The following is a 21,008-nucleotide window of genomic DNA, read 5'->3' on the forward strand; positions in this document are numbered from 1 at the left end:
AAAAGTTGCTAAATATTAAGATATTCTTATTATTCGCTTGACATTGCTTAACAAATATTATTCTAATAGTACCCTATAGTAAATAAATTTTCAATAATCTGTAATATAACTGGAGAGAAAAAATATGGGACGTATTAATAATGGAGATTGGGCTAATCAGCATCGGAAGACTCAGGGACAGTTTCTGAGTAAACAAGATCGTGAAGCACACTTATTCAGTAAAAAGTTGAATAATGGGAGCAAGCAACAAGATGAGACTCTATTCAGTAAAAAGTTGAATAATGGTGGTAACAAACAAGATGATACGCTAGACCTGTATAATAATATACTAGAAACTGGTTCTATCCTAAATGGTGAGACCAATCCTTTAAAGCAGAAAGAAGGTGTTAGGTTTATTGACGGAAGTAAGCCTCATACTCTTTCTGCACAAGGCTTATTGGCTGTTCTTAGTTTCTTACCTATGATTCATCCTGAGACTACCGCTCCGCCTAGGAAGGGTCTCCCGCCAGGTAATCAAAATGACTTATCAAGTACGGTAAAAAATTCCACAGAGAGTAAGCCCCCTGTTTTTTTTGATACTATTTCTGCAACTACTTCAACTAGCCAAAACCATGACAAATCAAAAGGCTCTACAAAACATAGTAAAATAAAACTGGCTAAAGAACAAAAAGTATTTGATCAATATAAACAACCACAATTACGGGATGATTACACACTAGAGCTAGAGAGTAATTTAAATTCCAAATTCAAAAATATACTAGCTTATAAACACGATATCAATGGCTTTTATCAAGTACTTATATGGGGCAGTGTTATTGGACGCAAGGAAGCAGAAGAGATTGGAAAAAATCTTAGAAATGTTAAAGCATTAAATCTAGGATATAACAATATAACTGCCGAAGGAGCAGAGGCTCTTGGAAGAGTGATATTAGGTACTGATGTTACTCAATTATATATAACGAACAGTAACATGGGAGACGAAGGATCACTAGCTCTTGCAAAAGGACTTGGAGATAAAAAAACAAATCTTACTGAATTGAGTCTAAAAGATAATCATATAACAGACGAAGGAGCAAGAAAACTTATATTATGGCTTAGAAAACATCCTGAAATAATTAACTTGAGCCTAGGTGACAACGATGATGAGTATATAAAATTTGAGACAGTAAAAGAAATCTCAAAGGTACTAGCACACCATAGAGGTGAAGACACTTATTCAGACGCAATTAATGACCAAATAAAAATTATTGATATTGACTCCAATACTTATAAGTTGAAGTCTAGTACTACTGAGGAAGAGTTTTCCAAAGATATACCCCATACTGGCAAGCAAGAAAAGCGTGATATTCATACTACTAATGAGCCTACTTCTTCCCCTACTGAAGATACTACTGTTACTGAGAAAGATCTTACTACTTCTGCAACTACTCCAACTAGCCAAAACCATGACAAATCAAAAGATACTACAAAACATAGTGAAATAAAACTAGCTAAAGAACAAAAAGTATCTGATGAGCATGAACAATCACAATTAAATGATGACCCATCTATGGTAAAACGTTCAGCAGGTACTGGTTATAGTATAATAATAAATGATAATGAGTTAATTTTCGGTCATGTTTCTCTAAATACAAAAACTCTCAAACAAAAACTCGAAGAAAATAGTAATATTACTAAATTACATCTATGGAATGTATGGGGTGTTGGGAGTAAAGCACAAGAGATTGGAAAAAATCTCAAAGGTACTAATGTTGAAGAATTAAGTCTAGCATATAACAGTATAACCGATGAAGGGGCAATAGATCTTATAAAATCACTTAAAGAAGGTGATACTAAGGTTAAGGTATTAAATTTAGCACATAACAATATAAGCAACAAAGGGGCAGAAGATCTTATACCAGAACTTACAGATACTCAGATTATTGAAGTAGACCTAACGGGCAACAAAGATATAGAACCTGAGACATTACAAAAAATCTCCAAGGTACTAGAACACAATAGAGATGAAGACACTTATTCAGACGAAATTAATGACCAAATAGAAGATATTGATATTGACTCCAATACTTATAATTTGAAGTCTAGTACTACTGAGAAAGAGTCTTCCAAAGATATATCCCATGGCAAGCGAGAGAAGCGTGATATTCATACTACTAATGAGCCTACTTCTTCCCCTACTGAAGATCCTACTGTTACTGAGGAAGATCTTACTACTTCTATTCCGGAGGGGTCTAGTACTAGTACGGTAAAGTCTACTACTTTTGAGGACAAGCCTAGTACTTCTACTACAGCGGAGTCTACTACTGAGGAATCATTGATGACTATGGATGCTGATGTAGTTGCTGATTCTACTCTTACGATAAGTTATACTACTACTGATTCTGTCACAGTAGGGTCTACTCCTCAAGAAACTACTATTCTTAAGGAAGAACCTACTCCTACTACCGTAAAGTCTACTGTTCCTACTACGGATGGGTCTAGTACTACTATGACAGAGTCTATTGCTTTCTCCACTGAAGATTCGACTACTACTAAAGAGATTATTACTCCTACTATCGTAAAGTCTACTGTTTCTACTACGGATGGGTCTAGTACTACTACGACAAAGTCTATTGCTTCCTCCACTGAAGATCCGACTACTACTAAAGAGATTATTACTTCCACTATCGTAAAGTCTACTGTTCCTACTACGGATGGGTCTAGTAGTACTACGACAGAGTCTATTGCTTTCTCCACTGAAGATCCAACTACTACTAAAGAGATTATTACTTCCACTATCGTAAAGTCTACTGTTCCTACTACGAAGGAATCTAGTACTACTACGACAGAGTCTATTGCTTCCTCCACTGAAGATCCGACTACTACTGGGCAAGAGATTATTACTCCTACTACCGTAAAGTCTACTGTTCCTACTACGGATGGGTCTAGTACTACTATAACAGAGTCTATTGCTTTCTCCACTGAAGATTCAACTACTACTAAGGAAGGGGCTAGTACTCCTATTACCGTGCAGTCTACTGTTTCTACTACGGATGGGTCTAGTACTACTATGACAGAGTCTATTGCTTTCTCCACTGAAGATCCGACTACTACTAAAGAGATTATTACTTCCACTATCGTAAAGTCTACTGTTCCTACTACGAAGGAGTTTAGTACTACTACGACAGAGTCTATTGCTTCCTCCACTGAATATCCGACTACTACTGGGCAAGAGATTATTACTCCTACTACCGTAAAGTCTACTGTTCCTACTACGGATGGGTCTAGTACTACTATGACAGAGTCTATTGCTTCCTCCACTGAAGATCCGACTACTCCTGAGGAAACTACTATTTTTAAGAAAGAGCTTACTACTTCTACTACGATAGGATCTATTGCTTCCTTTGCTGGAAATCCTACTACTGATTCTGTTACAGTAGGGTCTACTTCTCAAGAAACTACTATTCTTAAGGAAGAACCTACTCCTACTACCGTGAAGTCTAATGCTTCTATTACGGATGGGTCTAGTACTACTACGATAGAGTCTATTGCTTCCTCCACTGAAGATTCAACTACTCCTGAAGAAACTATTTTTAAGGAAGAGGCTACTACTAAGGAATCAAATCCTAATGATCCTGCTAGTAGCACAATGTCAATAGCAGAAATCTCCGGCATTGCTGTTGGAGCTACTATAGGTGGAGCTGCTATAATTGGAATTGCTATAGTTGGTGCTAGAGCTGTTATCAAGAAGTTTTGTAGTGGAGTAAGCCATTTGGGCAATGAAGCATTTGCATTAGTAGGAGTAAACCTAGACAGTCATTTAGACAATCATGAAGATACACCTTTCACAGGTAACGTTAACAACATGGATGTCTCACACTAGGGTAATTTAACCTCAATTCGATGTAAGACATTGGTTTAATAGCCTAGGGTTGTCATGCCTCTCCTTTTATGTCACCCCTGCGTAAAAGCAGGGGTCTAAAAAGAAGTAGCAAGGATTAAGTGCTTAAACATTTTTAGATCCCTGCCTTCGCAGGGACATCGAGCGTGCAGAGAATAATAATTATTCTTACATCGATACTCGAGGTTAATTGTATACTTGCAGCAAAACTGCATAACACTATTAAATTTTTTTGCTAGTATAAATTTATTTTATAAATTTACGTCAATTCGGGATAAGGATTAGTAAAAATGCTTTAGCTATAACTAATACAAGATTTTGGATATGTATAAATTGCATTTCTGTGAATTCATACATTAATTGCTCTTCGTAGTGTATATATGTCTGCTATTTTGACTAATCCTTATCCCGAATTAACGTAATTTGGGTTTCTACTATGCAAATATCACCGATTAATAAAAAAACTAGTTGAAAAAGTACCAGTCATATTACGCGAATTCGGGATAAGAATTGGCAAATTCTTATCCCGAATTGGGGTAAGTCATATCGAACTAATGTTAACTTTCAGTGCTGCTCTCTTCTATAGGCTCATCTACTTTACTATCCTCTAGTTTAAAATCAAGCAAATTAATTGAACCTATATGTATACCATTATCAGAAAATTCAATATCAAATTTCACCTTTTCATAAGTTGCTAATTCATTATCATCTGTCTTAACTACTCCAAATAAAGAAGAATCAACAGCTTTCTCAATGATAGTTTTGACCATTTTTTTAGGTAATAACAAATTGTTAGGAATCAATTTATCGACGATATCATGGTAATTAGTCAATTCAAAAGATAATTTACCTTTTGGTAACTTACTATCAAAAAATTGTAAGAACCCTACCAAATCTACTTGGGCATTATCATCACAAGAAAAAACTAAACGATCGATATTTAAATTTCTGATAGAATTTGTATCTTTACCTTGGTTAGTAGCAATATTGATCAGTGTGGCTAAATCAAGCTGTGCTGTTTTGAAATTAAAAAAATCTTCCCCCGCAGAGTACAACAAACGTAATTGTAGAGCTATATTTTCACCGTCCTGAGATTTTTCCTTATTGATTAGGAAAACTAAATCAGCAATATTAAAAATTTCCTTATCTTCCTGAATGAAGGATAATAATTTATTGTTAACTTGCAGAAACTTTACGATAGATTTTAAACTATCTCCATGGGATAATTTATATATAGGTTTATTAAATTTAATTAGTGCTGTAATATGTTCCTTGGACTGAACACTATACTCTATTAATTTACCATCAAAATTCTCTTGTTGTTTTATCCCTTGTCCTCCTAAAATCAATCTAGCCTTTTTAAAACTAAAATCAAACAAAAATGTCATTTCCTCAGTAGATATCTCTTTGGAATTAACATGATCGATAAATTTTATTTTTGGCTCGACTAAACGAATTTGAAAGCGAATAGGAAAGCCAGAAACTTTGATTTGGCTATAAGATATTTTAGTATTATCTGTCTCTGAATTCTTTATAGTATTTACTATATTGCTTTTGATAGTATAAGCAATGCCAAACCATATTATGGTGTAAACTAAACAAATAAAAAACAAAATTTTACGTATCACTCTATATACTCAATTATAAGTTAATATTACGGGTAGCAGATGGCAAGCGAACCCTTATACCGTCAAGTTCTTCACTAACAATAATCTGACAACCAAGTCTTGAAGTATGGGTAAGACCAAACGCTAAGTCAAGCATATCTTCTTCTGCTTCAGAAGGATTTTTTAATTTGTGGTAAAATTCCTCATCTACAATAACATGGCAAGTGGCACATGCTAGTGATCCTTCGCATGCACCTTCAAGATCAATGTCGTTTTGATGAGCAATTTCCAAAATAGACAATCCAAGAGGAGCATCCACTATTTTTTCCGTACCATCTTTATCTATAATAAAAATTACTTTAGGCATTAATTATCATTACCTCTTATCTTATTTTATCAATATGCTTACCTTTCAGTAAGCCCAAAGTAGCACTATTTAATCTTTCATAAAAGAAATGCTCTGTTATAGTCTCAAAAGTTTTGCTACATTCTATAATGTAATCACGATCATTTGAATCTATTGCTTCTTTCAAAGTTTTAATTGCCATTTCAATTTTTTCTATTTCATTCTTTTCTAAAATATTTGGCGTTTCTCTAATAGCATTTTCTATATTATAAATCAAAGATTTTGTATGAATAATTGTTTCTTGCAATAATTTCTTATTATGATCACTAGCAGCATTTTGATAAGCATTTTCTAGAATTTCGGTAATTTCACTTTCGTTTAAACCATAACTTGGTTTTACTTCAACATCATGTGATATACCACTATTTTTTTCTAGAGCTGACACTGACAAGATACCATCTGCATCAATAGAAAATGTTACTTCTGCTCTTACTCCTCCTGCTTTCATTATTGGTAATTTTAGTTCAAATTTTGCCAGTGATCTACAATCTTCTACCATTTCTCTCTCTCCCTGTACCACATGTAGCTTCATAGAAGTTTGGTTATCTACATAAGTGGTGAACTCCTTAGTACTTGATATCGGTATGGGGCTATTACGAAGAATGATTTTTTCAGTAATACCACCATTTAATTCGATACCGAGTGACAAAGGAACTACATCGATTAATAAGGAATTAACATTTGCCGAAGTTAGGTTCTCTGCCTGCAGGGCTGCTCCCCATACTACCGCCTTATCTGGGTTAATATCCGAGAAAATAATAGTATTAAACGTTTGTGCTAAACTTCTATTAATTAAGGGTATGCGAGTTGAACCACCAACAAGGATGATACCTGAAATATTAGGGTTGCCTGCATGCTCTAGCGTATCTTTAGTAATAGATATTGTACGTTCTACCAATGGTAATATTAACTGCTCAAAATTTTCTAGATCTAACTCCAATATCGTCGCCTCCTCGTATATCATAGCAAATTTATTTTGACCACTAAGTATTTCTTTAGCTTTTTTTGCTAATTTTATTAATTCGCTAGATTCTAGTAATTTATATTGATCACAAAAATACCTCATCACTAAGTGGTCAATATCATCACCACCTAAAATATTATCTCCACCAGTGGCGATGACCTGAAATACGCCCGTTTGCATATTTAGAATTGATACATCAAAAGTACCACCTCCTAGGTCATACACTAAATAACACCCCCTACTTTCTTTATTTAAACCATATGCATAAGCTGCTGCTGTTGGTTCTGCAATTAACCGTAATACCCTAAACCCCGCAATTTTTGCAGCTAGCATTACTTCTCCTCTAGCAGCATCGTTAAAATGTGCTGGCACGGTTATTACAGCTTGTTTGACTTCCGAATTCAATTTTTGAGCAGCCTGTTTCTTTAAGTACAAAAAGATTTGCCCGGCAACTTCTGGAATCGTCAGTAATTTTCCAGCAAACCTTATTCGTAAAATTTCACTATCTAAATCAATATAGTCTTTCACTAAACTAAAAAACACAGGGTTGTTGCGTATATCAGATAGTTTTTTACCAAAAAGTCTTTTAATAGAACGAAAATTGTCAATTATATTATCATTGCCAACAATAAAGCCTTTACCATGAAACGCTATAACTGATGGTATAAGTTCTCGGCCATGATCATCTATGATAATTTGTATTATTTGTTTATTTGATAAAGCAATCAATGAGTTGGTTGTACCAAAATCAATACCAACTGCTATATCCTTATCATGTTCATGCTGGTTAGAAGAGCCAGCTTCGCTAATTTCTATTATTTGCATGATTTGATTTTTAGTTGAATATTATTAATTAAATTTTTAAGGTATTTAAATTTTATGGTAATATCAAGAGCGTCTTGCATATTTTGATCTTGAAATGCAGTAGTTAGAGATTCAATAAGTTTTTCCTTTTCAAGGATTTTGTTATTTAGCATATGCTCTAACTTAGTTAATTCTTGAGTAGTTTCAACAAGCTCTAATTCATTCCACACAACATTTAATTGTTCCTTTGAGATACCTTGCCTAACCGTTATTTCATCCAAGACTATATTGTTTAAAAGTAGAAGATACTCAGCTCGGGCTAAATCATCTTTAAGAATTGAATAAGCTTTATTTATATCAATAGAGATAGCCAAATTCTCTTGCCTCACATTATTAGTTTTAGCTCTATCTGGATGATATTTTGACTGCATAGCAAAATATTGACGATCCAATATATTTAAGTCAATATTATATTTTCTTTCTACACCTAATAACTCAAAATAACTGCTCATAATAACTTCTAGTAGATCAATTATCAAACCATGACTCTGTGATTATATACTAGAATAATTGTTTAATAGAAAGAAAAATAGGTAGCATAGTAAAGTATCAACTCTATTAAATCTTACGTATCCTTGAAAAGGCTAGTACAAATAACATGCTAAATAACGTAGTAAATAAAAAAAGTTGAGGCCAATCCATATAGTTTGCACAAATACCAGATAAAAAGGATAAAATAATACGTACGAATGAGCCAAAAGAAGATATAATTGAGTACTGGGTGGCTATCAATTCGCTACTACATAAACTAGAAAAATAAATAAGAATCGCTGTATTACCAAGCCCGCAACAAAAATTCTGCACAGTAATTGTTATAGTAAATATAAGCATATCATGACCTGCTATAGATAAAAACACAAACATTAAGGGTGACAGTAATTGTAGACTACCACATATTAGGACACTTCGAGATATTCCTATTTTTGCAGTTAAAATACCGCTAATAACTCCTCCAGAGATCATTAGCATGAATCCATATGCTTTTGAGATAGAAGCAATTTCTTGAGAGGTAAAAGACAAGTCAATAAACAATGGAGAACTCATTGCCATAGGAATTGAGTCGCTTGCTTTATATAGAAAGACAAACAGCATAATGAACATCCAGTTTGGATGATTTCGTTTTAACAATAGTAAGCTATCACCAATGGCTTGAAAATATTGTGCAGGTGAAATTAAATCAGTAGAGGTGTGTTGAGTTTTTTTTGTAACAGGTTCTTGCATATATAAGGTTATTATAGGTGCAACCATTGTTATAAAAAAGATACATAGATATACAACGTACCAATTAAAGAGGCAAGATAAATATAACGCCCCTGTACTATTAATAAGTATTCCTATACGAAAACCAGTTGAACTAAAAGTTGTGGCAATTGAGAGATCTTCTCTTTTTCTAGTCCGTTCTATACGGTATGCATCTAAAACAACATCTTGAGTTGCTGCACAACAGGAAATAATAAAAATTAAAATTGTGGTAATAATTATATTAACAGGGGGCTCTATAATTAAAAACCCACTAATACTGACTAATAAACATGCTTGGGTAACTAGTGTCCATCCACGACGTTGGCCAAATTTTTGACATATCACAGGTATAGAATATTTATCAATAAACGGTGCCCATATTGGTTTTAAGCAATATGGAATAGATGTTAGAAACATTACACCAATAATATCAGTTGAATATCCCGCCTGTGATAATTGGTAATGAGTAGTAAATGATACTAAAGAAAAATTTACTCCTGCAACTATTCCTAGTAAGAAGAAACAAATAAAATAAGAACGTGTATGATTAGTTAGCATATTCAGGAGTGATATCCATCTTTTCAAACAATTATCTAGACATTACGTATATTTAGTAATACAGCTTTTTTAATAATTTCATATAGTTAATATTGCCAAAAAAAGTTAAAAAATGGTTACAAAAAAGTTCTACAGAAATAAAGAAGATTTTATTTGTGAGATATGTAGTGAATCGGTACAAGGAAATGGCTATACTAATCACTGTTCAATATGTTTCTACAGCAAGCATGTGGATATTAACCCTGGGGATAGAGCCTCTAGATGTAACGGACTAATGCAGCCAGTTTCCTATAAACTCGACAGTAGAAAGGGCATAATTCTAACCCATAAATGCCTTAAATGTGGAGAATATAAAAACAATAAACTTGCGAACACAGATAGCGTAGAGAATTTGCTAAATGTTTTCAGTTATAGCTAACACGAAAAGGTTTAGGGCATAGTAATGGTGATAGAATTGATGTCATCCCTGCCTACGCAGGGATCTAAAGAAATAGACCGAAAGGGTGTGTTAGACTTTTTAGATCCCTGCCTTCGCAGGGGTGACATAAACTGTCATGAATTGTAGCCTTCAGAAAAAAACTTGATTATCGAGTAAAACATTTTCGGGTTAGCTATAGATCAGTCTATTGTGTTTTTATTGCCACAAAGTCTCTCTATAACACTATTGATTAATGCTCAGAATAGTTTTTAGTTTGGCATAAGGAAATTAGTATGCTATATATACCAAACTAGGTAGCCTAAGTGGAATTTGGAGAGATTTGTGTTTCACGGGTATTATTTGAGAATCTATAAGGGGATTCTTGTCTATATAATTTAAGGAGAAATATTATGAAAAAATTGTTTTTAATCGCTGCTACAAGTACGGCTCTTTTAACTTCTGCTACATCTTTTGCAGATGTAGGACAGTTTTATCTTAAAGCTGAAGGTGGTGCGAGTAAGTTGAATAATACGAAAATGAAATGGGAGAATGCTAAAACAAAGAAAGAAGATAGCTTGAAATTTAAAGCTAAAACTAACGCTATTTTGGGTCTTGGTGCAGGTTATTATGCCATGGATAATGTTAGAGCAGAATTGACACTTGATTTCCTAATCAATCCAGAATTTACTAATACTACTACTGAAGATTTGGGTTCAAAGCGTCAAGAAGTTAGCAAAATAACAGCTAAAGGGCAAGTGGTGTCATTGTTGCTCAGCGGTTATGTAGATTTGTATGATGCAGGTTTTGCTAAATTCTTTGCTGGAGCAGGTATTGGTATGGCTCAAATAAAAGAAAAAATAACTTATGATAATACTACAACCCTTGATGGAAAGGTTGAAGATACTGACAGAGGTTCTGACACTAGGAAACCTGCTAATAATTTTGCTTATCAGTTGACTGTTGGTGCTTCTGCTAATGTGGCTGATGGTGTGAATGTTGAGCTTGCCTATAGCTGGAGAGATTATGGAGAAACAAATTCTAAAAATAAAGATAAGAAGGAGACTGAAAAATTACCTAAAACCGCTTACAGAGGTCACAATTTAATGGCTGGCTTAAGATTTGATATCTAATAGTAAATAATTTATAGATTTATTATTTTTGTTCTACAAAAGAAGAGGGCTTTTAGTAACCCTCTTCTTTTTTTATTTGTAGGGTTATCTTAAAAAATAAGCTAGCTGATTAGTTTAATTTATAGTAAACTGTAAGTTAACCTCAAGTATCGCTGCAAGACATCGGTTTAATAGCCTAGGGTGTCATCCCTGCGAAAGTAGCGGGATCTAGAAATAAATAGTCTCCCATGCTATTTTTTTAGACCCCGCTACTTTCGCAGGGGTAACATCCGAAGGTGCAGGGACATCGTTTTTGGCTTTGTAAGTACCATTACTTACGTTGGCGTTTTTTGTCCACTTTTTCTGTACTCGTTTGTGCTATAACTTTATTTACAAACAGATAGCAAGGTAAAAACAAGAGTGCTAACCCTAAATTAAACGTTGCTATCTTTAAGAATCCTTCTTTATATATATCTAAGGACTCTAGACAATCTACTTCTCCATTTATGGAAGGGATTGACATGAACTTCGATATTAAAATTCCTGCTAAATTAGAAAATGCTGCAAATAACATTATTATACCCATTACCAAACCTTTTAAGTGTTTAGGTGCAAGTAAAGTTGCTTGTTCTTGTATTAATGGCCCTATACATAGTTCTCCAAGTCCTATAAATGCTATACCACCTACTAAATATAGGAATCCTATCTTTCCTTCTATATTTGCATTTAAACATCCTATATATAATATAAAAAAGCATATAGCCATGGTAGAAATACCAAAAGCAAATATAGGAGTGGTATATTTTTTATCAAATTTCATATATGTCCCTAATAGAGAACCAAATATTATAATTGAAAGAGGGTTTATTGCCTGAAAAGCAGCAGGTGGAATTGTTAAACCCAATATTTCATTTACAACATTTCTTTGAGTAAATAAGTTGACTAGCGAGCCAAGTTGCATTTCTAATGCAAAAAAACACATAAAAAATGTCATTAGTATTAATAATACTGTTAATCTTTTTCTTTGGAGTGGCGATGATTTTACTATTATGTAAATAAATACACCTAAAATTAGGATACCGCACAAAGCAAGTATATTAGCAAAAAACTCACTTGATATAAGCATTCTAGCAACTACAAGAGCAAAAAGAAGGCTAGCTATCATTAATATAGTAAAAATATTTAACCCTAGTATTTTCTTATTCATCAGTTTTGGTCGTGGGGAAATACCATTATCTCCTAACAAATATTGAAATTTGATAAAAATAGTAAGTCCTAAGATCATACCACCCCCAGCTATACCAAAACCATAGTGCCAACCATATAAATAAGCTATATAACTACATAATATGGATGCCATGAATGATCCTAGATTTACACCTACATAAAATAAAGTAAATCCTCTACTTCGTTCTGGGTCATCTTCCTTGTAACATGAACCTAACAAATTAGTTATATTCCCTTTAAACATACCAGTACCTACAGCAATTAACGCAAGGCCTATATATATTAGCTCAGACTCCAATTCAACTAAAGTTAAGGACAGGTGACCAATAGTGATAATGATACCGCCAAGTAGTACCATATTACGAAATCCTGTTAATTTGTCAGCAAGGAAGCCGCCAAGCACAGGACCTGCATAACCAACCGCTGCAAATAATGAATAGATGGCATAAGCTTTTGCATCTTCATAGCCCAAACGGGAAGTCAAGAAAAGCACTAAAAGAGATCTCATCCCATAGTAACTAAATCGCTCCCACATTTCAACAAAAAATAGCATTGTTAAAAATTTGGGAAACCTCGTTGAATTTGGTACATTTAAAATTGCACTCATAAAACACCTAAATATAATGTTAAAATTTGAATGTTATAGTTAAGCCCATAGGATTAGGTGACAAAGAACATAACAATTGTAAATTACCCCAATTCGGGATAAGAATTAGTTAATTCTTATCCCGAATTGGCTTTAATATAAGGAAAAATGCATTCTTAAAGCGGTTTTGCGAATGCATTTTAAACCTTTCCAAAGCTAAAAACATGATTTTAATCTTTTAAAATCATGTTTTTAGCAAAATATTAATTTAACAATCAGATGCAGAGCCGTCTCAAATCTGATTGTTTCCATAATTCCCCCGAATTTGGGATAAGAATTGACAAATTCTTATCCCGAATTCGCGTAAATTGTCATTCCCGCGTAGGCGGGAATCTAGATACCTGCTTTCGCAGGTATGACACAAAATTTGTATCACCTAATTCAATAGGTTTGACTATATATGGAAGTAGGTCATTCTAATGCTAAGCCAAAGAACTTACTAAAACTTAATAAGATTCTTTAGCACGCACGTCAAAAGACAGCACTTTTCAATAACATTTTTTAAAATTTCACATAAATTAAGCGAGAAAACAAAAAATCACGGTTAAATTATGTGTTGTTAAATTAAGAATTAAAGCTTTTTGGAAAAACAGAAATAAGGTGATTAGCGCCAAAACATGTAAAAATGATGGGGATATGCGGCAAAAGGAAAGAAGATAGAATTTGCGTTAGTATTTTTAACGCTTATTGATAATTGGGGGTTTTTTAAATCATCTGATTCTTTTAACATAAAAATAACCTATAATAGATAAAAAATGTTATGCCATATATTGAGGGTATGACATATTATAAGTATAATATGGTAGGAAAAAGAGTCAAGTAATTTAAATATAAAGAATTTAAAATACGGTAGCACTTTACAAGCTTCTATAGTAGAATGAGCGAATCTACTTTGTATAAAAAGGCTATTAGTATGTTAAAAAACTATTCGTGTTTAAAGGGAATCATATCAAAGGATTTAGAAGATCATATAAAACACACAATGACTCATCATAATCTTATAGTACAAGCTAATGGATTAGACTATCAAGTAAATATAGACACTCAGTCCGATTCGACACCTAACGTTAAGGTGTACTATACCGATCAGTTTAGTAATGAGCTATTAACTAATTTAAATAAACTAGGAAATGAAGGATTGTTTAGTTTGGATAAGTTACCTCGCACTTCTAGGCTTGATTATCTTCGTAGTGGAATTTTAAAAGTAGCTGATTTAAAGAATATGCTACCAAACTCATGGCAAGAAATATCAGCTTTGTTAGACCAATATCTTATATGTGGTGCAAAAGTGTGTATTTTAGGTGAATCTTATTATAATAGTGAAACAATGCAAAAGATGCCTTATGGCTTACATCTAAGACAAACATATAATCATCTACCTCCTAGAGGTATACATGATATACATATGAACCAAGGTACTTCTTTAATGATGCCACAAAGTGAAAGTAATGGTATTTATCAAGATGGAGCTATATTTGTAGAAACACCTGATAATACAAACAAAGCTTTCTTCTTTAGATTTACTGAGCAATCTTTGGTTACTGATGATGCCGGTAACCCTCTTGATGAACAAGGTAAGTCAAAAGCTTGGGCAGATGAATAGACTTCTTGCAGAAGCTTAATATAGAAGGTAGGAAAAGGAAAAGATTTTTATGAAAAATTATAGAATTGAAACTGATTCATTTGGAGAAATCAAAGTAGATGATCATTTTTACTGGGGTGCGGGAACTCAAAGGTCTCTTGAAAATTTCAAGATAGGTAATCAAAAAATGCCTATCCAATTGATTAAGGCATTGGCAATTTTAAAAAAATGTGCAGCAAAGGTCAATGGGGAATTAGGTGATCTTAAGCCTGAAATAGCAGAATCAATAGATCAAGCTACCACTAGAATATTAGATGGGGAATTTGATGATCAATTTCCTTTAGTAGTATGGCAGACCGGGTCTGGTACACAGACTAATATGAATATGAATGAAGTAATCGCCTCTATTGGTAATGAACAGCTAGTAGGTAAAAAAGGTGGTAAATCACCAATTCACCCCAATGATCATGTGAATATGGCACAATCATCCAACGATTCCTTCCCAACTGCTATGCACATAGCAACCGTACTTGCTAGTAAACAACAATTGATTCCAGCATTAACAAGTCTGCATTCAGCGTTAAATACCAAAGCTCAAGCTTGGAATAAAATAGTTAAGATAGGGCGTACTCATCTGCAGGATGCTACACCAATAACTCTTGGACAAGAATTTTCTGGATATGTAACGCAAGTGGCATATGCTATAGAACGGGTTGAAGAATCACTAAAAAGAGTATATTTCTTGGCACAAGGTGGCACTGCAGTAGGTACTGGTATTAATTGCCGTAAAGAATTTGCTGTAAAATTTTCTGATAAAGTTGCCTCATATACTAACTATCCGTTCAAAAGTGCTGCTAATAAATTTGAAGCACTAGCTACTCATGACGCATTAGTAGAATTCTCTAGTACCCTAAACACTATAGCGGTGAGTTTAATGAAAATTGCCAATGATATTAGACTGCTCGGATCAGGACCAAGATGTGGTTTTGGTGAATTACACCTACCAGAAAATGAACCTGGTTCGTCAATTATGCCAGGCAAGGTCAACCCAACACAAATTGAAGCATTAACTATGGTTTGTGTTCAGGTCATGGGAAATAATCTTGCAGTAACCGTAGCCGGATCAAACGGTTGTCTTGAGCTAAATACCTTTAAGCCTGTTATAATATATAATATTTTGCAGTCAATAGACTTAATTTCTTCTAGCATTAATAGTTTTGTTACGCACTGTATTGATGGGCTAGTACCAAATATAGAACGTATTAATAAGCTCAGAGAACAATCGCTAATGTTAATAACAGCATTAAATCCACATATAGGCTATGATAATGCAGCAAAGATTGCAAAAAAAGCCTATCAAGAAGGCATAACTTTAAGAGAAGCAGCTATAAAATTAAATTTTTTATCAGGTGAAGAGTTTGATAGCTTAGTGGTACTCGAAAATATGGTATAATTAGGGTGATGCCCATAAGTATATTTTATGGTAGAAATTTTTGGATTCTTTACTATACTAACAACAATTTAATTTAACAGGTAGAATATTATTATGGCTTTACATTTCAAAGCACCAGAGAATATAGTTCTTAAACCAGTTATTACAGTATTTGGTGTTGGGGGAGCTGGTGGTAATGCGGTAAATAATATGGTACTTGCAAAATTACAAGGAGCAAATTTTGTTGTTGCTAATACTGATGCACAATCACTGGAACATTCTTTATGTGATAATAAAATACAGTTAGGAGTTGCTATTACTAAGGGTCTTGGAGCTGGTGCATCTCCAGAAATCGGTGCTTTAGCCGCTGAAGAATCAGCTGACGAGATTAAGGGATACTTAGAGGGTAGCAATATGGTGTTTATCACTGCCGGGATGGGTGGAGGCACTGGTACAGGTGCTTCTCCGGTTGTTGCAAAGATAGCCAAGGAACTAGGAATTCTTACTGTCGGAGTGGTAACTAAGCCTTTTCATTTTGAAGGAAAGCATAGGATTAGAACTGCCGAGCAAGGTTTACTAGATTTACAGAAATTTGTTGATACTTTGATAGTAATACCGAATCAAAATTTATTTCGTATAGCAAATGAGAGTACTACATTTGCAGATGCCTTTAAAATGGCAGATGATGTATTACATGCTGGAGTTAGAGGGGTTACTGATTTGATGATCATGCCAGGGCTTATCAATCTAGATTTTGCCGACATTAGAACGGTGATGAGCGAAATGGGTAAAGCTATGATGGGTACTGGGGAATCCTCTGGCGAGGATAGGGCAGTTAAAGCTGCTGAAGCAGCTATCTCTAATCCATTATTAGATCATAACTCAATGCGTGGTGCTAGGGGGGTTTTAATTAACATTACTGGTGGTACGGATATGACATTATTTGAAGTTGATAGTGCCGCTAATAGAATTAGAGAAGAAGTGGGTGATAGTGATGCTAATATTATTTTCGGTTCTACGTTTAATCCAGAATTAAATGGTGTTATTAGAGTATCGGTAGTTGCTACTGGTATTGATGCTGATCACTCAATAAGTAGCAAATCCCAACCTATTGAATTAATAGCAAGTACTACTACAAGTTCTGAACAGATGGATAGTCAGTCCAATTCGATAGAAACAACAATATTAGAAGAAATTCCAGATTTTGCTCAATATACTGGTGAAAAGCCTAGTTTAGTGGATTCTGAAACACAACCTTTAAATTTAAGTGTTCAAGCAACATCAATTGATATGCTAAATCAGCAAACTATAAGCAGTAATGATGCAAAATCATCTTTATTAAGTAGAATGTGGAATTCACTCAAATCTAATACTACTCAAACTCAGGAGCAAATAAAAAAGCCTACACCGCCTATTCTTCAGAAGAATGATGTAGAAGTTGATATCCATGATATTCCAACCTTTCTAAGGAAACCAAAATAATTTGTTTTTTTATAAGAGATTCTTTAGGGTAGGCTTTTAAATTACTCTACAATTTTCAGGGTAATTTAAAAGTCACAACCATTAGTTGCTATAGATGCAAATTTAACCACTATCGATGTCATCCCTGCTTCGGTGCGGGATCTATATTACTTAATAGTCTTTCAGGCTTATTTTTTTAGATTCCCGCCTACGCAGGAATGACATCGAGTGCATATTAAGCACTTTTTCCTTTATCTATTAGGCTTGCAGCCCGACTTTTAAATTATCCTACAATTTTTAACAAATATATTTTACTAAAAATATTTATTGTCTATTATCATCAGATTATCCTATAAGTATAGTGTACAAAATGACTAAACTAGATTTTAGACATATTTCATCTGTAATAGATGATTATGATGTTTTTTTATTTGATCTTTGGGGAGTGGTAGTAGAAGGTAACCAAATTTATCCCGGAGTAGTTGATAATATTAACAAGATGCTTAAACAGCAAAAGAAAGTTTTTTTTGTTACTAATGCCCCACGCAACACATTTTTCTTATTGACCAAAATTAACAGCTGGGGCATTAACGCAACGAAAGAAATGATTATTAGTTCTGGTGAAGTAGCAATTGATATGATACTAGAAAGTGATAAAAGATTTGGTATAAAAAATCCTATAGTTTATCATCTTGGTCGAGAAAATAACGATCTTATGGACGGATTACAGACACCTACTACCACAAACATAAATGAAGCTAATATTTTGCTGTTAACACTTTATCGTGATGAAGGAAAAAATTTAAATTTAGATGAGTTTGACGATTTATTAAAAACTGCAGTTAAAAGAAACATGGTTAGCATATGTGCGAACCCAGATCTTGGAATTAGGCAACAAGAAATACAGAGATATTGTGCTGGATACTTTGCTGCAAAAATAAAACAATTTGGTGGTGAAGTAATTTTTACCGGCAAACCCTATATAGAAATATATCATAAAGTATTAAACCAATTACCAAATATTGCATTGAAACGTATTCTTATGATAGGCGATACTTTCTATACTGATATTTTAGGGGCAAATAAAGTAGGAATTAATTCAGCTTTAGTATTAACAGGTAATGCTACAAAGTTTCATAACCAGTATCATACTATTGAAGAAAAAATGCACCATTTGAAAATTGCAGCAACTGAGCAGGAAGTAATGCCAAATTTTGTTATTCAATTGACTACAGATTAACAAGGATACTTGAATGATTTGAATAATTGTTTTCGATTCTTGTATTCATGTACCTCATGTACTATGCACTCGCTTACCCTTTATTTTTAATCCAATTCGGAGGATCAATGTAATTTACAAGTCAGCTTGTAAGCCTAATAGATAAGGGAAAAAGTGCTTAATATGTATTCGATGTCATTCCTAGCTAAAAGCAGGAATCCAAAAAATAACCTACAAAGGCTATTAGATATTATGGATTCCCGCCGTTGCTGAGAATGACATACTAGTGATCTACGCGGGCAAAGCCTTCGCATGGATGACATGGTAGTGGTTAAACTTACATCTATAACAACTAATGACTGTGACTTTTAAATTACTCTGCGGAGGATCATGCGAGTATATATTGATATTAGTAGAATAATTTGTTATATACACTATTTGGATTAACCAAAATTATTTAGGCTACAGGAATAATTTTATTAAAAACTTATTATTAATTGCGGTCGTGGCGAAATTGGTAGACGCACAGCTTTGAGGGGGCTGTTCTTAACAGAGTGGAAGTTCAAGTCTTCTCGACCGCACCAGTTTTCTATATACTCTCAACTTAGTTGTCTTATAAAACCTAACATGTTAGAATACAAGTGACTCATCCTTCTTGGCTACTGAGGGTACTTTTAGAAAATTCAGTATATACTCTTCTGCTTTGAAGAATTGTTTTTTGAAAATATCAGGGACTCGCGTACTCATGTGCTAAATGTACACTCCGCTTACTCGCCCCTCATTTTCAAATCCAATTCGTAGGATCATTCGAGTATACTCAAATGAGGAGTTATGCAAAATCAATCAAAAAATATGTTGTCGGTTCATCAAAACCAATTTGACGAAACATTTGAGCAAATTAATAATCTTCTGAATAATGATGAATTTGGCAAAGCAATAGAGATTATGAGTAATCTCCACTATGCAGATCTTGCAGATGTTTTAGATAATATAAATCAGAAAACATATAAAACAATTCTTCCCTTATTACAGGATACACTAAAGCCTGAAACTTTAGTGCAACTTAGTGTGAACAGTAAACCACTTATAATGCAAATTTTGGGTATACAGAAAAGTGTACACCTAATTAATCAACTTGCTATAGAAGATGCTGTTGAAGTTATCGAGGATCTTGATGATCTAACAAAAGAAATGATCTTAGATAATCTCAAAGCAGAAAAAAGACAGCAAATTATAGAAGGCTGTACTTACCCAGAAGATACTGTTGGTAGGGTAATCGAAAGAAATTTTGTGTCATTTCAAGAAGATTGGACAGTAGCCACGGCTATAGATTTTATTAGACACAAACATATAGCACAAGATTTTCATGCTGCTATTGTACTTGACAGTAAATACCGACCTATAGGTAGTATACTTCTAAGCACTTTACTTAAGCATAAAGGGGATAAGTTAGTAAAAGATCTTATGAATCCTGAATTTAAAATTACCGATGTATTTACTAATTTAAGTGAGTTAAGTTTTATTTTTAAACAATATGCTCTAACAATTGTACCAGTGGTGAATAAAAGTGGCAAGTTAATAGGTACTGTTTCAATAGATAGTATGCTTTACATCATTGAACAACAAACAGAAAAAGATATAATGTCACTCGGTGGCGTTTATACTCAAGATACATTTTACAATCTATTTTATACTGTGAGACATAGATTCCCTTGGTTATTTGTCAATTTAATTACTGCTTGTATGACATCGATAATTATTAACCAGTTTAGTATTACAATCTCAAAACTTATAACACTGGCAGCTATTATGCCTATTGTTGCTTCTATGGGAGGGAATGCCGGTACACAAGCCATGACAGTGACAGTTAGAGCACTTGCCAACAAAGATATTCACCATAATAACGTGCTGAGAGTGATTCTTAAAGAAATAGCTGTATGCGGATTTAACGGCTCTATATTGGCATTAGTTGGAGCACTATTAAGCTTAGCAATGCTTTCTGATCCAAATCTTAGCTTGATTTTCTCCATAGCCGTTATCCTAACTTTTCTAATTGCTGGTCTTTTTGGCTCAGTAATACCAATTACGCTACATTATTTAAATATTGATCCCGCCACTGGCTCAGGTGTATTCTTAACCACCATAACTGATTCATTTGCATTTTTTACCTTTCTTACTTTAGCTTATACCTTTTTGGTGTAAACTTGCCTTGTGATTATTTAGATTCTTATATAAAATTCATATATACTTCTCCTACTTCAATAGTTGTTTTCACAACTCTTGAAGTAGGGAATTATTTAATAATTATACTGGTGCTTAGATTCACTTGATAATTTTCCTCTAGAATACTTATATACTACTCGTAAATGAAGAGTTGATAGACGATAGAATCA

13 protein-coding genes, 1 tRNA gene and 1 pseudogene are annotated in these 21,008 nt (G+C 33.7%); 9 read left to right on the top strand and 6 right to left on the bottom strand.

Annotated features, from left to right (window positions below):
• The first annotated feature begins 124 nt into the window (after positions 1-124).
• On the top strand, positions 125-3,862 hold the full coding sequence (locus tag ACN1AG_RS00770; RefSeq protein ID WP_417905121.1) for a hypothetical protein: 3,738 nt from the start codon (positions 125-127) through the stop codon (positions 3,860-3,862).
• Between the two features lie 575 nt (positions 3,863-4,437).
• Here the strand turns inward: ACN1AG_RS00770 and ACN1AG_RS00775 are convergent.
• The 5 genes from ACN1AG_RS00775 to ACN1AG_RS00795 all read right to left on the bottom strand — a co-directional run bounded on the left by ACN1AG_RS00775 (position 4,438) and on the right by ACN1AG_RS00795 (position 9,521).
• Positions 4,438-5,508 carry a hypothetical protein gene (locus ACN1AG_RS00775; protein WP_417905122.1) on the bottom strand — a complete coding sequence of 357 codons (1,071 nt, stop codon included), beginning with the start codon at positions 5,506-5,508 and terminating at the stop codon, positions 4,438-4,440.
• Positions 5,509-5,521: 13 nt separating this feature from the next.
• The gene (locus ACN1AG_RS00780) at positions 5,522-5,854 is read right to left on the bottom strand and encodes a ferredoxin family 2Fe-2S iron-sulfur cluster binding protein (RefSeq protein ID WP_341751628.1); all 333 of its coding nucleotides are present in this window, start codon (positions 5,852-5,854) and stop codon (positions 5,522-5,524) included.
• A 16-nt stretch (positions 5,855-5,870) separates the two neighbouring features.
• Entirely contained in the window at positions 5,871-7,682 is a 1,812-nt protein-coding gene (hscA, locus tag ACN1AG_RS00785; protein WP_417905123.1) for a Fe-S protein assembly chaperone HscA, read from the bottom strand.
• The gene (hscB, locus tag ACN1AG_RS00790; protein WP_417905124.1) at positions 7,673-8,173 is read right to left on the bottom strand and encodes a Fe-S protein assembly co-chaperone HscB; all 501 of its coding nucleotides are present in this window, start codon (positions 8,171-8,173) and stop codon (positions 7,673-7,675) included. The genes hscA and hscB overlap by 10 nt, the downstream gene beginning before the upstream one ends.
• Positions 8,174-8,279: 106 nt before the next feature.
• A complete protein-coding gene (locus tag ACN1AG_RS00795) occupies positions 8,280-9,521 on the bottom strand; it encodes an MFS transporter (protein WP_417905125.1) in 1,242 nt (413 codons plus the stop codon).
• Positions 9,522-9,633: 112 nt separating this feature from the next.
• On the opposite strand from ACN1AG_RS00795, the gene ACN1AG_RS00800 reads away from it, so the two are divergent.
• Complete coding sequence (locus ACN1AG_RS00800; protein ID WP_417905126.1) at positions 9,634-9,939, top strand: RNHCP domain-containing protein; 306 nt, start codon at positions 9,634-9,636, stop codon at positions 9,937-9,939.
• A gap of 410 nt (positions 9,940-10,349) precedes the next feature.
• On the top strand, positions 10,350-11,069 hold the full coding sequence (locus tag ACN1AG_RS00805; protein WP_367364638.1) for an outer membrane protein: 720 nt from the start codon (positions 10,350-10,352) through the stop codon (positions 11,067-11,069).
• 310 nt (positions 11,070-11,379) lie between these two features.
• Here the strand turns inward: ACN1AG_RS00805 and ACN1AG_RS00810 are convergent, their stop codons facing one another.
• Positions 11,380-12,882 carry a peptide MFS transporter gene (locus tag ACN1AG_RS00810; RefSeq protein WP_417905127.1) on the bottom strand — a complete coding sequence of 501 codons (1,503 nt, stop codon included), beginning with the start codon at positions 12,880-12,882 and terminating at the stop codon, positions 11,380-11,382.
• 952 nt (positions 12,883-13,834) lie between these two features.
• Between ACN1AG_RS00810 and ACN1AG_RS00815 the strand changes: the two genes are divergently transcribed.
• The 6 genes and pseudogenes from ACN1AG_RS00815 to mgtE all read left to right on the top strand — a co-directional run bounded on the left by ACN1AG_RS00815 (position 13,835) and on the right by mgtE (position 20,817).
• Positions 13,835-14,524: a DUF2278 family protein gene (locus ACN1AG_RS00815; protein WP_417905128.1), complete on the top strand. Its 690-nt coding sequence runs from the start codon at positions 13,835-13,837 to the stop codon at positions 14,522-14,524.
• Between the two features lie 49 nt (positions 14,525-14,573).
• A complete protein-coding gene (fumC, locus tag ACN1AG_RS00820) occupies positions 14,574-15,956 on the top strand; it encodes a class II fumarate hydratase (protein ID WP_417905129.1) in 1,383 nt (460 codons plus the stop codon).
• 93 nt (positions 15,957-16,049) lie between these two features.
• Positions 16,050-17,022: pseudogene (gene ftsZ, locus ACN1AG_RS00825) on the top strand (cell division protein FtsZ); the annotation flags it as partial.
• Positions 17,023-17,766: 744 nt separating this feature from the next.
• The gene (locus ACN1AG_RS00830; protein WP_417905130.1) at positions 17,767-18,636 is read left to right on the top strand and encodes a TIGR01459 family HAD-type hydrolase; all 870 of its coding nucleotides are present in this window, start codon (positions 17,767-17,769) and stop codon (positions 18,634-18,636) included.
• A 478-nt stretch (positions 18,637-19,114) separates the two neighbouring features.
• Positions 19,115-19,199 (top strand) — tRNA-Leu (locus ACN1AG_RS00835).
• A gap of 247 nt (positions 19,200-19,446) precedes the next feature.
• A complete protein-coding gene (gene mgtE, locus ACN1AG_RS00840) occupies positions 19,447-20,817 on the top strand; it encodes a magnesium transporter (protein ID WP_417905131.1) in 1,371 nt (456 codons plus the stop codon).
• The last annotated feature ends 191 nt before the right edge of the window (positions 20,818-21,008 follow it).

This window comes from Candidatus Tisiphia endosymbiont of Micropterix aruncella, assembly GCF_965178575.1.
GTDB lineage: Bacteria > Pseudomonadota > Alphaproteobacteria > Rickettsiales > Rickettsiaceae > Tisiphia.